The organism is Rheinheimera sp. WS51 (genome assembly GCF_050936095.1).
Classification (GTDB): Bacteria; Pseudomonadota; Gammaproteobacteria; order Enterobacterales; family Alteromonadaceae; genus Alishewanella.
Map to the genome: position 1 here is coordinate 33,494 of NZ_JBOTRC010000004.1, position 13,451 is coordinate 46,944.

The 13,451-nt window shown below is 40.1% G+C and carries 10 protein-coding genes; 3 read left to right on the forward strand and 7 right to left on the reverse strand.

Features of this window, described 5'->3' with window-relative positions; all coding sequences use genetic code 11:
- Positions 1 to 15: 15 nt before the first annotated feature.
- A complete protein-coding gene (locus tag ACRCA4_RS06990; RefSeq protein ID WP_433186112.1) occupies positions 16 to 2,229 on the reverse strand; it encodes an Ig-like domain-containing protein in 2,214 nt (737 codons plus the stop codon).
- Positions 2,230 to 2,406: 177 nt separating this feature from the next.
- Between ACRCA4_RS06990 and ACRCA4_RS06995 the strand changes: the two genes are divergently transcribed.
- Positions 2,407 to 3,744, forward strand: coding sequence for a dicarboxylate/amino acid:cation symporter (locus ACRCA4_RS06995; RefSeq protein WP_433186115.1), 1,338 nt, complete (start codon positions 2,407 to 2,409; stop codon positions 3,742 to 3,744).
- A gap of 98 nt (positions 3,745 to 3,842) precedes the next feature.
- Here ACRCA4_RS06995 and ACRCA4_RS07000 read toward each other — a convergent pair whose 3' ends face one another.
- From ACRCA4_RS07000 to ACRCA4_RS07010, 3 genes are all read right to left on the reverse strand, one after another.
- Positions 3,843 to 4,490: a thiopurine S-methyltransferase gene (locus ACRCA4_RS07000; RefSeq protein ID WP_433186117.1), complete on the reverse strand. Its 648-nt coding sequence runs from the start codon at positions 4,488 to 4,490 to the stop codon at positions 3,843 to 3,845.
- Positions 4,491 to 5,486, reverse strand: a complete 996-nt coding sequence (gene sohB, locus ACRCA4_RS07005; protein ID WP_433186119.1) for a protease SohB — start codon at positions 5,484 to 5,486, stop codon at positions 4,491 to 4,493.
- A gap of 95 nt (positions 5,487 to 5,581) precedes the next feature.
- Entirely contained in the window at positions 5,582 to 8,026 is a 2,445-nt protein-coding gene (locus ACRCA4_RS07010) for a VolA/Pla-1 family phospholipase (RefSeq protein ID WP_433186122.1), read from the reverse strand.
- A gap of 230 nt (positions 8,027 to 8,256) precedes the next feature.
- Between ACRCA4_RS07010 and ACRCA4_RS07015 the strand changes: the two genes are divergently transcribed.
- On the forward strand, positions 8,257 to 9,003 hold the full coding sequence (locus tag ACRCA4_RS07015) for a YciK family oxidoreductase (RefSeq protein WP_433186124.1): 747 nt from the start codon (positions 8,257 to 8,259) through the stop codon (positions 9,001 to 9,003).
- Between the two features lie 106 nt (positions 9,004 to 9,109).
- Here ACRCA4_RS07015 and ACRCA4_RS07020 read toward each other — a convergent pair whose 3' ends face one another.
- The 3 genes from ACRCA4_RS07020 to ACRCA4_RS07030 form a co-directional block, all read right to left on the reverse strand.
- Positions 9,110 to 9,640 carry an H-NS family histone-like protein gene (locus ACRCA4_RS07020; protein ID WP_433186127.1) on the reverse strand — a complete coding sequence of 177 codons (531 nt, stop codon included), beginning with the start codon at positions 9,638 to 9,640 and terminating at the stop codon, positions 9,110 to 9,112.
- A 95-nt stretch (positions 9,641 to 9,735) separates the two neighbouring features.
- Positions 9,736 to 11,214 (reverse strand): phosphomannomutase CpsG, encoded by a 1,479-nt coding sequence (locus ACRCA4_RS07025; protein WP_433186130.1) that lies wholly within the window; start codon positions 11,212 to 11,214, stop codon positions 9,736 to 9,738.
- The gene (locus ACRCA4_RS07030; protein WP_433186132.1) at positions 11,174 to 12,592 is read right to left on the reverse strand and encodes a mannose-1-phosphate guanylyltransferase/mannose-6-phosphate isomerase; all 1,419 of its coding nucleotides are present in this window, start codon (positions 12,590 to 12,592) and stop codon (positions 11,174 to 11,176) included. The genes ACRCA4_RS07025 and ACRCA4_RS07030 overlap by 41 nt, the downstream gene beginning before the upstream one ends.
- Positions 12,593 to 12,795: 203 nt before the next feature.
- Between ACRCA4_RS07030 and can the strand changes: the two genes are divergently transcribed.
- Positions 12,796 to 13,440, forward strand: coding sequence for a carbonate dehydratase (can, locus tag ACRCA4_RS07035; RefSeq protein WP_433186135.1), 645 nt, complete (start codon positions 12,796 to 12,798; stop codon positions 13,438 to 13,440).
- Positions 13,441 to 13,451: the final 11 nt, after the last annotated feature.

Genomic DNA, 13,451 nt, shown 5'->3' on the forward strand with positions numbered 1-13,451 from the left:
TATCAAGCTATATCATTAATCGACTGTTGTACAATCGGCCATTTGACCTAACGGGTTAGCAGGCGGAGGCGATGTTTCTACTGTAACATCTTCAGCCGCTACAGGTAGCGTGTATAACCTATGCGCCACGTTCTCAGTTCCTACAGCCGTACCTGACACTTGCAACCTTACATCTAACCAAGTGGCATAATCCTGAGGATAGCGCACATTGAAGGTTGCAATACCATCGGCATCTGCAGTAACAGTTTGAGGTACAGAAGCAACATTGCCTGGCGTAATTAAACCATCGCCATTAGTATCCTCCGTTGGTTCTAAAATACCATTTAAATCTACATCTTCATTAGGGCAGGTTATCAAACGATTGCTTACCCAAGATTTAAAATCTTCAGGTGTAGATTTAACCCAAATTCCTTTACCGAAGGTCATAGGTACAACAGCAACATTTAACTCTTGATTAGCAACCGGATTACCAGAGCTGTCTGTAACAATAATAGAGAACTCTTTTAAATAAGTACTATTATTCGGTTTAGAGATAGCATTACCGGTACCAAAGCGGAAAAATAACGTTCTCTCACCTACAGCAATATCAGTTACACCACGAATCGCGTTATTAATTTCAAGAGCACCTTGAATTTGCAGGTTCAGTTGATCAGTGCCCGCACCGGTATTTGAGTCTGCTGTAAACACAGTAGAAGCAACACCTTGTGAATTTGTTACCGCAGTGCCTGAACTAATAGCACCACCAGCAGCATTGTCTAATGAAAACACGACTGTCTGACCTTTAACAGGATTATTATTATCATCACGAACAATGGCGCGAATAGCACTGGTTTCACCTGGACCTACTTGAACAGGGAAAGCTTGCACTTCAACTTTTGTTGGGTTAGTTGCAACAAACTCAACCAGTTTCTTGGCACTAACTTCATTTTCGCCTTCGCCGCCACGGGCACTGATTGTTGCCAATCCAGCAAATTGTGAACGCACAAAGCTACTAGCAATACCTGCTGCATCTGTCGTATCTTGAGAGCTTACTGCATTGGCTAAACCAGCAGCAGAACTCGCTATAGCACCACGAGTTGTATTAAAGGTCACTAATTGTCCCGCATTTGCAGCGTCATTAACTAACCACTCTACGCTAAGCTCTTGTGCTGCATTCAAGTCAATCTCTAATGCCGTATCACCTTCGCTGGCAACTTGCTGAAAAGCAAAAGCATCGGCACTAACGTTGATATCAGCAGTACTAGTGGCGCCTAAGGCAGCAACCGTTAATTTATCTATACCACTATTCACAGCTGTATAAGTAAAGCTAGCTTTACCCGCTGTGCCTGAAGTAACAGGGTTAGTTTCACTTAGGGTATTACCTAATTCAGAACTTACTGCAACAGCAACACCTTGAATACCAACACCACTTGAGTCTGTTACAAAAACATCAATAGTTGCTGTATCTGCTAATACAACTGAACCTGGTGCAGAAACCTCAATAACAGTACCAAGAACCTTCACAGTTAATTCCGCAACTTCTTGTTGGACTCGTGCGTTAACTAAGATATTACGGTTATTTTTATCAGTTTTAGTAGTTAGGGTTGCACGAGCGATACCATTGGCACCAGTCACAGCATCAATTTGCACTAATTCACCTGAATCAGACGAGAAAGTAACAGGCACATCCACAACAACAACATTATTTGTGTCACGAACTAAGGCACTTAACTCTACTTTATCGGCAGAGCTTGAACCTAACTGCAAAGAGTCGGCGATTAAGGATACACTACCTATACTAATATCGACCGTATCACCACCATCTCCGGCTGATGTAAAGCCAGTGCTAGCAGTTACCTCGCTGTAGCTTGCATCTACCTGACCAGCACCAGACTTAGTACCAACAAGTAAATTAATCGTTGCTACACCATTAGCGTCAGTTAATGCCGTACCAGAGGCATTACCAAAAGCTGCTAACGCTGAATCGCTCACAGCAAAGTTAATTACTCTATTAGCCACAACACCATTATTTGTAGCACTTAATGTTGCTTTTACAGTAAGAGGTGTCGTTTGCGATAAGGCTGTTGATGTGTTACCACTGCTGTCTGTTAATGTAAGGGCTAGCGTGTAAACAGCAGTGTCACCGCCGCCATCTCCGCCACCGTTACCATTATCTAAAGTACCTCCACCACCACAGGCGGCTAGCACTAAAACGAATAGCGCGACTAGAAGTCGCTGGATGTTCTGCATGAAAACTCTCCCTAGCTGTATTTATAATATTTATAGTTTTTTTATTTACAATGTATATTAAACTAATAACCGTATAAAGGTCATTGCTATTTTAATTTTTTTTTACCTTTACCTGCCCATCTATAGCACAACCTGTTAATCTTAGCTTCATTCAGCACTCATTATTAGTCAGATTTTATGGCAGAAGGTAAAAAATTAGGTTTAACCGCACGTATTGTGATTGGTATGGCCGCCGGTATTTTAGTCGGTTTTCTATTTAAAACTATCCTAGCAGGGCAAGAAGAGCGTGTTTTATCGTTGTTCGGTTTAGACTTTGCAATTAAGGCTTTCTTTGTCGATGGCCTTTTTCACGTTGGTGGTGAAATCTTTATCGCCAGCTTAAAAATGCTGGTTGTTCCTTTGGTTTTTGTTTCGCTGGTTTGTGGTACCTGCTCGCTTTCAGACACATCTAGCTTAGGTCGCTTAGGTGGTAAAACTATCGGCTTATATTTGCTAACCACAGCTATTGCCATTTCACTAGCCATTTTTGCCGCTTTAGTCATTGGCCCTGGACTTGGTGTGCAAATGCAGGCTGATGCTAACTTTAGCTTAAATGAAGCCCCCTCTTTATCTCAAGTATTTATAAATATCTTCCCAAGCAATCCTATTGAGTCAATGGCTAAAGGCAATATGCTGCAAATTATCGTATTTGCAGTGTTGTTTGGCTTAGCAATGGCAATGAGCGGTAAAGCGGGTGAACGTTTAACCGAAGTATTTAATGACTTAAGTGAAGTCATTATGAAATTAGTTACTTTACTTATGAACTTAGCGCCTTACGGTGTCTTTTTCTTAATGGCTAAGTTATTTACTACCTTAGGCTTTGAAACCATTGCTAGCTTAGCGAAATATTTTGCTGTGGTTTTATCTGTCTTACTACTGCATGGCTTTGTTACTTATGGCTTAATGCTAAAGATAGTTTCAGGCTTAAATCCGCTTATTTTCTTTAAGAAAATGCGTGATGCTGCGTTATTTGGTTTTAGTACCTCAAGTAGTAATGCGTCTATGCCAGTAACAATGGAAACTGTAACAAAGAAATTAGGCGTTAAAAATAGCGTAGCTTCTTTTACTGTACCGCTTGGCGCTACCATTAATATGGATGGCACAGCCATCATGCAAGGCGTTGCTACGGTATTTATTGCTCAAGTATTTGGTGTTGATTTAACCATAACAGACTTCTTAATGGTTATCTTAACCGCTACGCTAGCCTCTGTAGGCACCGCAGGCGTTCCAGGTGTCGGACTCATTATGTTAGCTATGGTATTGCAGCAAGTTGGCCTACCCGTTGAAGGTATTGGTTTAATTATTGGTGTAGATAGATTATTAGATATGACCAGAACCGCGGTTAATATCTGTGGTGATGCCATGGTGTCTTGTATTGTGGGTAAAAGTGAAAAACAGTTTGAAATTGACGTATTTAATGATCCTAATGCCGGCGTTAAAGAAGAAAATATAGACTTTAATCGTCTTCGACCATAGCAAAATACCACTCGCCAATAAAGCGAAAAGCCATACCGACAATCTAAGTTTGGTATGGCTTTTTTATGCCACATATTTTAAAAACGTTGTTAGCGTTTTTAATTAAAAGTAATTAAGTAAGCGGTTTCTATTAGTTTTGATACTGCAAATCTTCGCTTGGCAAAGCCGCACCCGGTAAGATCAACTTGCGCTAATATCTTTATATCAGCTAAGGGGAAAAGATCTGCAAGCTCAGATTGGCTAACACTAAAAGGTGGCCCTTCCTTTTCATGCTCAGGATACTCAACAGCAATCAACAACATTCTGGTTCTTGATTTAAACAAACTTAAGGTTTTTTCTGCATATTGCTTTCGCATCATCAAAGGTAAAGCCACTAACGCTGCGCGATCATATATAAACTGGCATTGAGCAACCGCTTGCTGTGGCAAGTTAAAGTAATCACCATTCCATAAGCATATTTGCTCGGTTTCATAACGAGTAAAACCTCCATCTGCAGTAATCAACGGCGATAACTGTTGCTCAGCAAAAAAATCTCGACAGGCAATATCGGATAATTCCGCTCCAACCACTTTATAGTGCTTCGCTAAAAAAGCTAAATCTAATGATTTACCACACAAGGGCACAAATACGCCCTTAATTGCTAAATCCAATTTAGGTAATAGGTTCTCAAGCATAGGATGAACATTATCTAATTGAAAACCTAGATGATTATTTTCCCAACAGGCCTGCCAAAACTCTGGCTGCATTTAATATAACCTTGTCATTTGTGCTAGTTTTTGCCACCAAATTGCTAAAATACCGGCTGAGCCAATGCCTATTTTTTCAGCTATACCTTTTTTAAGCTGAAACTTCACTTGAAAAATATGTCGGGTCGCCAGCTGTGATAACAAATAATCATCACTGGTTTGTAAAGTGTCTACTAGGTTTAACTCTAAGGCTTGATAACCAAACCAATGTTCACCCGTAGCCACTTTATCTATATTAAGTTGTGAACGGTGATCTTGGACAAAACCTTTAAACAGTTGATGGGTTTGCTCTAACTCTTGCTGAAATTTCGCTCTGCCCGATTCGGTATTCTTCGCAAACAAGGTCACTGTGCGTTTAAATTCGCCCGCTGTAAATTGCTCAAAATCAACGTCATGCTTTTGTAGCAGCTTATGAAAGTTTGGCAACTGCGCGATAACACCAATGGAACCAATAATGGCAAAGGGAGCGGCGATTAACTTACTGCCAATACACGCCATCATATAGCCACCACTAGCTGCAACCTTGTCTACCGCTACCGTTAATGGAATATTTTGTTGGCGCAACCTATCAAGTTGAGATGCCGCCAAGCCATAACCATGCACAACACCACCACCACTTTCTAAGCGTAGTAAAACCTCATCCTCGGGCGTTGCAACCGACAAAATAGCGGTAACCTCTTCCCGTAGTGCCTCAACTTCTTTTGCATCCATACTGCCAGTAAAGTCAACAACATATAAGCGTTTATTGAGCGTTTCACCTATGTTGGATTGCTGCTTCTGCCAACTTTTAAATTGCTTTTTATTAAGTAACTTTTTCTGCATTTGCTCAACACGTTGTCGATATTGCTCGGTCAAGTCAGTAAAGTTAAGCTCAGCCTTATTTGGTTTAGATTTGCTCGCTGCTGCGCCGACAATTAACACAATAATGACAGCAAAAGCTAAAACAAAGGTTACCGTTTTTGCTAAAAATAAACCATATTCGTATATAAATTCCAATCTTTTACCCCTCTTAAATAGCCTAGCCTATTGTAACCCGTTATAGAAAAAGAAAAAGCTCGGCAAGCCGAGCTTTTTGATTAGTTTAAAAGTAATTAGTTAGCTGGTGCTATCACACTAATATCACTAATAAGTACAGCTTCACCGCCAGTGTAGAAGAAGCTAGCCATCTGTGTTTGCATTTCTTTTGTTGCAGCAGGGCTTGCCTCTGGGCTTAAAATAGAGCTATGCGAGCCTGCACTAAAGCGTGCAATCGCATTTTGACCTTGTAACGCCACAGCCCCTTCTGCAGCAGGTAAATTACCCGCACCAAGTAAACGTGCTAAAGGCTCAGTTCCGGCAAGCGGCATTTTACCCGCTTGTAAAGCGGCTAACGGATTAGCAAAACCATTAGGCACTACCTGATCCGCTAAGTTATCGCCACCATCACCGACAACTTCAATTAAGTAACTTGGCGTATTGCTTGCTACTAAACGCTGGGCATAGTTATTAGGATCACCCGCGTCTGTCACTGTTTGCGCAGCAAAGGCAAATTGGCTAAAAGCATTATCTAACGCTGTTAGTGCCGCAGTATTTCCTGTTTGCTGTAAATACTCTACAAATGGAGGATAACAAGCAGCAAAAGGTGGCACCATCGGCGCACCACAACCGCTATTAATTTCAGTTGCAAATTTAATATAGTTTTGTGCAGTTTCACCACCAGCGCCTAGCATAATACTCGCTTTGATTAGCGGACCAAAAGACGGTGAATCTAACAAAAAGTTAGCGATAGCGCCTCCAGGCATTGCTAATGCTGCGGTATTAATTTTATACAGCGCATCTAATTCTGGCTTACCTGTTGTAGTGTTCGCTAACGCCACCATAGATGAACCCGTAATAGCACCAAGAGAATGACCTAAAAACTGCACTTTTGACATATCAAACTGTACGCCTTGAGCAAAATTTAAGCCCAAACGTAAACCCAGCATATCAGCGATACTTTGTCTTAAATTATCTCTAGTTACTAACAGATTTGATAAATTCATATAATCTGTAGCCGAATTAGTACTCGCATTCATAACAACAGTTCGCGTTCCGCCATCTGCAAGTGGCACTTCTACTGTATAACCACGGCTACCATGCAATGGATGATCAATGGCTACCGTTGCAAAACCTTGTGAAGATAAAGTGCCAGTTACTGCTAACATATCTTCTTTTTTCGACCTAATACCATGTTGCAAGATAACCACCGGCCAACCAGTTTCTGGCATAGTTAAACCATAATCACTATTAGGAATCGTCACTTGCACTGCTAGCGTTTGCATAGCATTAGTTTTTGGAATGGTATTAAACTTGGTTAGATGTCTTGCTTTATCAAGCTGTGAAATAATCTCACCATCTTCATTGTACTGCGTTAAATCACGTAAAGCGCCATTACTTGCTCCCTGACAATAAGCATCATTAGCTGACACAGGTGTGGCCGGTTTCATCGAGTCTGGTAATGCTGCAATTATGGCACCACTATCACAACGGGCTAACCAACGGGTATTTAAGGGCGCTGTAGGGTTGGATTCGGTTGGCTCACCTAAATAATATGGCAGGTCAATAGTGCCACTATAATAACGGGCTAGTTTAAACATAAAGCGCGGATCTTCTGGTGTATCGGCAATTTCTGCACCAGGGAAAAGGAGATCTGACACTAGCATGCCAGTATCTGCAGCCATTAAAACAGGAGGGGTATTATTGTTTAATGGGCTTGGCGCCATTAAACCTTTTATAGAAGATAATACTTCACCTGCTGATTGCGTGGTAATAGCGGCTGTGTAGATAATCGTTTCTTTATCTATACCCTCTTGTGCTACAGAATTTTCAAAGCTATTAATTAAACGTTGTAAATTACGTTGTGATTCTGAGCTCAGTGGCTTTGTTGCAAAGTCTTGTTTCACTAACTCATATGAGGTTGATGGTGCAATCGCATTGCCTTCACTATCTGCTAATACTGAAGTTAATACTACCAAATAACTTGTTTTTGGTTTTAACGGCTTTAATGGAATAACTGCAACACTATTTCCTTTGGCCGCTGTAACAAAGTCTTGACCAAAAGTTAACTGGCTTACCGCTTTACAAGCAAAGCCTCTAGGCACTTCACGACAGCTTTCATCGCTAGAAGCAGGATCGCCCATTAAGACTTCAAAAATTCTAACTGCATCTGGTCGACTAGCAGAGGTAGCATCTAAGCTGACACCCGCACTAAAGTCGATAGCAATGGCAAATGGATTCTGAGTTGACCAACCGTCTAATGCACCTAATGCAACTTGAGGGTTTGTATAATCAGGTGACTCACCCGCATCTAAGGTTAACGTTCCGTCTTGAGTCCCTTGAAATAATAAGTCATTAGGTACTGATAAACGTGGAACCGAAGCACCGGGATCAAATACAACCCTAGATAAAGGGACAATTGGATTGTCCTGTGCATCGTCTTTTATATCTTGTAGCGAATCACCACAGGCTGTTAAGCCTAATGCAACCGCAACAGCTACGCCTAATGCTAGCTTGTTCATAATATCTCCCCATCCTAATTTCTATTTTTTATATGCAAAGTCTCTAACTTACTCTGCTTAATTTGAATTTTTTTATAACCTGAATTAACAATAAACAGCTACGACCAGTTAAAGTTAACTCAATAAAACAGAAATCGCTAGTTGAAAACAACACAAAAAATGAAGAAAGATGCAAATTATACTTTTTAAGCGTATGCTGACGCGGTTTTTTATAGAAACGGATTATCTTTATGCAACAGTATCAAGCGTCTAAAGACGCACTAAAAAATAAAGTTATTTTAATTACCGGTGCAGGTGATGGTATTGGTAAAGAAGCTGCACTGACTTATGCTGCTCATGGTGCCACCGTTATTTTATTAGGCAGAACAGTTAAAAAGCTAACGGATGTTTACGATCAGATTATTGCTAATGGCGGCGCTGAGCCTGCTATTATCCCGCTTGATTTAAAAGGGGCTACTGCTAAACATTATCGCGATATGGCTAGCACAATCCAAAATGAATTTGGTCGCTTAGATGGCTTATTACATAATGCTGGGATCTTAGGAGTGCTAACTCCCTTTGAGCATATCGATTTAGAAACATGGCAAGATATTATGCAAATTAATGTCACTGCAGCAATGTTAATGACCCAAGCTCTATTACCTGTTATGCGCCTAGCTAAGAAGCCTTCCATTGTCTTTACTTCATCAGGTGTTGGCAGAAAAGGTCGCGCTTTCTGGGGGCCTTATGCGGTATCTAAATTTGCTACCGAAGGCCTAATGCAAGTTATGGCAGATGAATTCGAATCAACCAATATTCGAGTAAACTGTATAAACCCAGGGGCGACACGTACCTCAATGCGCAGTGGCGCATATCCAGCCGAAGATGCCATGAAACTAAAAACACCAGCAGAGTTAATGTGGCTATACTTATATTTAATGAGTGATGATAGTGTTAACGAAAATGGTAAATCATTAGACGCTCAACCGACGCGTTGAGTTTGACTAAATTAAATTTGGCTAAGAAGTTTAAATTAGCTTGCCCACTTTAAGCTTAAACCGTGGGCAAGCCGATTGTGCCGAACAATACTTTTTAGGTAGACCTTCACTTTTTAGTAAGAATCTCACCACCATTAACTTGTGCCCAAGCATTCCATGTTTCAACTTTACTATTAAAGTTTTCAACAGCTTGCTCTGTAGCATTAGCAATTAGCTTATCAACTTGTGCGCTATACTTTTTATCTACTTCTGTTACTGGAACGATTTTTATTCCTCGAGCCTGTAAGCCTTTTTTCATAGTATGGGTGCGTAACAGCTGTAATTGACCATCTTCTACATAGAAATATTGGCTTTCTTTATTAATTGTTTTGAATTTTGGTTTAACCGGTCTTTTATCTGATTTTGCTGTTACTGGACTTTCTTCTGAAGGTAATACATCTGTACTTTGTTTATAACCTAACTGCTCTAAGGTAAAACCTTGCGACTTAGCAAGTTTCTCTAACTGTTCAATTAGTTCAACTTCTTTTTGACGCTCGGCTAAAACGGCATTTAATATATCTATTACTTCTGTTAGCTTAACTAATGTAAGTTCCTTTGCCGCTTTCTTTAAAGCGCGTTTCTCTAATAATAATGACATTGTATTCTCCAGTGATATAGCATAGCCTAAGCATAATCAATAAATGTCAATAAATAAAGATATTAAAGTAACATATTATAAACAAACAATATCGCTTATTCAGCAGCCGTTAATATAGTTTCAATTTCAGCGGTCTTCATTTTCATTAAACCATAATCACTATTCGATTCTACATTTAATCTTAGAACACTTTCTGTATTAGATAGTCTAAGATTAAAGCGCCAGTTAGCAAATTCCATGCTTAAGCCATCTGTATAATCAATAACCGAGGCAATATCTTTATACTTAGTCTCTATATCATTCATCTTAGATTCAGGATCATGTAATTTAAAATTTAACTCTCCAGAAGATGGATAATCATTTATCATATCTTCCACTTGCTTTGATAATGACACTCCACTCGTTGAAATAAGTTCTGCAACTAATAACCACGGGATCATACCACTATCACAATAAGCAAAGTCTTTAAAATAATGATGGGCACTCATTTCCCCACCATAAATTGCATCTTCTAAACGCATCCGCTCTTTAATAAAGGCATGCCCAGTTTTACTTAAAATAGCGACACCACCTAGTTGGCTAACTATGGCTTGAGTATTCCAATATAAGCGCGGATCATGAATTATTTTTACGCTTGGGTGGCGGCGTAAAAATGCCGCAGCCAGTAAACCGACAATATAATAGCCTTCAATAAACTGTCCTTGATGGTCAAATAAAAAGCAACGATCAAAGTCACCATCCCATGCAATGCCCATATCAGCTTTATGCTCAATAACAGCGGCTGAAGTGGCAGCTCTATTATCAACTAATAACGGGTTAGGTATGCCATTAGGGAAAGTCGCATCAGCTTCATGATGTATTTTGATAAAGCGAACCGGAATATTTTGCTCATTAAACTGCTGTTCAATTGCATCAATAACATGGCCGGCAGCACCGTTGCCAGAGTTAACAACAAGGGTTAATGGCTTAAGTTTAGTAACATCGATAAAACTAAGTATTTTAGCAACATAAGGCTTTAGCACCGATACAGCGGTGAATGACGCCTTAGAAAACTGCAATTTTTGCTCTGGCGATACCTGAGCACACTGCTGACAAAACTGTGCAAAGTCGGCTTCCACAAAAGGCTCGGCTAATAAGGCTGCAGTAAGCTGTTTAATCTCAATCAAACCAGTATCACCACTTATTGGTCTGGCATCTTCACGCACTAATTTCATGCCATTATAATCGATAGGGTTATGGCTCGCCGTGACTTCTATAGCACCTTGAATAGCCAAATACTGAGCAGCAAAATACACTTCCTCAGTACCTGTCATGCCTAAGTCTATTACCGACACCCCCTCGCTGATTAAACCAAAGGCTAAGGCTAGCTTTAACTGCTCTGAAGTTGCTCTAACATCCGCCCCTAGCGCGACCTTTTTAGGCGATAAATGCTTAGCAAAGGCGCGGCCAATGCAAAATGCAATATGTTCGTCCAGTTCAGTCCCTAACTTGCCACGAATATCATAGGCTTTAAAACAGCTTAAATTTTGCATATTAATTTCGGCCATATTTGTCTTCAAATCGAATAATGTCATCTTCACCTAAGTAGCTACCCGACTGAACTTCAATTAATTCCAGTGGAATTTTCCCAGGGTTTTCTAGCGAATGAATAGTGCCAAGCGGAATATAAGTAGACTCATCTTCAGAGACTAAAAACTCCTTATCACCATTGCGTACTAAGGCGGTGCCATTAACAACAACCCAATGCTCAGCGCGGTGATGATGCTTTTGCACCGACAATTTAGCGCCGGGTTTTACGGTAATATGCTTAACTTGAAACCGATCACCTTCTGTAATCGAATCATATTTGCCCCAAGGCCTAAAGACTTCGCGATGGAACTCTACTTCGCTGCGACCATAGCTTTGTAACTTAGATACAATATTTTTTACGCCTTGAATATGTTCTTTATTCGCCACTAGCACCGCATCTTTAGTTTCAACAATAATCACATTATCTAACCCAATGACCGTTACTAGCCGCTCTTCTGCATTAATGTAGCTGTTGCTACATTGCTCTAAAATGACATCACCACGACTTGCATTACCCGACTCATCTTTTGCCATAATCTGCCATAACGAATCCCAGCTGCCGACATCACTCCAACCGGCATCTAAAGGCACCATAACGGCATTGGCCGATTTTTCCATCACCGCATAGTCTATTGAATTTGATGGGCTTGCTGAAAAAGCATCGTTATCTAAACGAATAAAATCTAAATCTGTTTTAGCTAAGTTTAAGGCTTGCTCAGCCGCCGATAAAATATCTGGTGAAAACTGTTTTAATTCTGCTAAAAAGGTACTGGCTTTAAACATAAACATACCGCTATTCCAAAAATAATTGCCAGCATTAACAAATTTTTGAGCAGTAGCTTCATCAGGCTTTTCTTGAAAGGCCTGTACAGTAAAAACATTGTTTGAGTCTGCAAGCTCTAGGTTATAACCCTGTTTTATATAACCATAACCAGTATGAGCTGAAGTTGGCACTATACCAAAGGTAACTAATTTACCCGCTTGCGCTGCAGGTAGAGCTTCAGTTATAGCCTGATGAAAAGCTGGAATATCTTTAATGGCATGATCTGCAGCTAAGACTAATAACACCGGATCAGTATCAAGTTGTAACGCTTGAAGTGCCGCAACAGCAATGGCCGGTGCCGTATTACGTCCTTGTGGCTCTAGCAAGATACTTGGCGTGCCTTGACCAAGCTCTCTAAATTGTTCAGCGACCATAAAACGATGATCTTCATTACAAATCACCATAGGTTGTTGCAATCCTTCAAGACCTTTTAGCCTTAAAACCGTATTTTGCAACATACTTTTATCATTTAGTAAGGGTAAAAACTGTTTAGGTTTTTTAGCTCGTGATAAAGGCCATAAACGTGTGCCAGAGCCGCCAGATAAAATTACCGGGATCATATCGATTCCTTTCAGTTAAAATCCATTCATATATTAAGCTAATAAGAGTATAGTAAGTCGTTAGCCTATTCGTCAGTATTTGCTCTTAGCATAGCTTAAATTAATCATATTTTTTAATATTAATGTTTAAACTAACGCTGGTCGGTGCTGACTTTTGGCTAAAATAAGGTATTTTATAACGATTTTACGCACGGGATAATAGCATGCCAACTTTTAAACAACTATTTGTTAACAACAAAGAATGGGCTGATAGAATTGAACTAGAGCAACCTGGTTTTTTTAAGCAGTTATCTGAACAACAAGCACCGGAATATTTATGGATTGGCTGCTCTGACAGCCGAGTCCCCGCCAATGAAATTGTGGGCCTATTACCAGGTGAATTATTTGTACATAGAAATGTCGCTAACTTAGTACTACACAGCGATATGAATTGTTTATCCGTTTTGCAATATGCCATTGAAGTGTTAAAAGTTAAGCATATTTTAGTGGTAGGCCATTATGGCTGTGGTGGCGTTAGAGCCGCTATGATGAAACAACGCGTTGGTTTTGTTGATAACTGGCTGCGCCATGTCAAAGATGTTTATTCTATTCACAAAGAAGAAATAGATAGCCTTGAAGATGAAGATGCCCGCGTTAATCGTCTTATCGAGTTTAATGTTATCGAGCAAGTGAGTAACTTATGCCACACAAGCTTTGTTCAAGAGGCTTGGGAGCGAGGCCAACCTTTAACCGTCCATGGTTGGGTTTATAGTCTGCGCAATGGTCGAGTAACCGATTTAAAAGTCAGCCATGCAAACCGTGATAGTATTGACGACATTTATACTTTAGACTTATCAGCTAATAAATAGCCTATTAAGTC

What these genes read in the sequence shown, in the direction of transcription:
- ACRCA4_RS07025 (WP_433186130.1), bottom strand. Translation starts at nt 11,214, where the DNA reads ATGACATTATTCGATTTGAAGACAAATATGGCCGAAATTAATATGCAA.
- ACRCA4_RS07000 (WP_433186117.1), bottom strand. Translation starts at nt 4,490, where the DNA reads ATGCAGCCAGAGTTTTGGCAGGCCTGTTGGGAAAATAATCATCTAGGT.
- ACRCA4_RS06990 (WP_433186112.1), bottom strand. Translation starts at nt 2,229, where the DNA reads ATGCAGAACATCCAGCGACTTCTAGTCGCGCTATTCGTTTTAGTGCTA.
- ACRCA4_RS07010 (WP_433186122.1), bottom strand. Translation starts at nt 8,026, where the DNA reads ATGAACAAGCTAGCATTAGGCGTAGCTGTTGCGGTTGCATTAGGCTTA.
- ACRCA4_RS07020 (WP_433186127.1), bottom strand. Translation starts at nt 9,640, where the DNA reads ATGTCATTATTATTAGAGAAACGCGCTTTAAAGAAAGCGGCAAAGGAA.
- ACRCA4_RS07015 (WP_433186124.1), top strand. Translation starts at nt 8,257, where the DNA reads ATGCAACAGTATCAAGCGTCTAAAGACGCACTAAAAAATAAAGTTATT.
- ACRCA4_RS07030 (WP_433186132.1), bottom strand. Translation starts at nt 12,592, where the DNA reads ATGATCCCGGTAATTTTATCTGGCGGCTCTGGCACACGTTTATGGCCT.
- ACRCA4_RS06995 (WP_433186115.1), top strand. Translation starts at nt 2,407, where the DNA reads ATGGCAGAAGGTAAAAAATTAGGTTTAACCGCACGTATTGTGATTGGT.
- can (WP_433186135.1), top strand. Translation starts at nt 12,796, where the DNA reads ATGCCAACTTTTAAACAACTATTTGTTAACAACAAAGAATGGGCTGAT.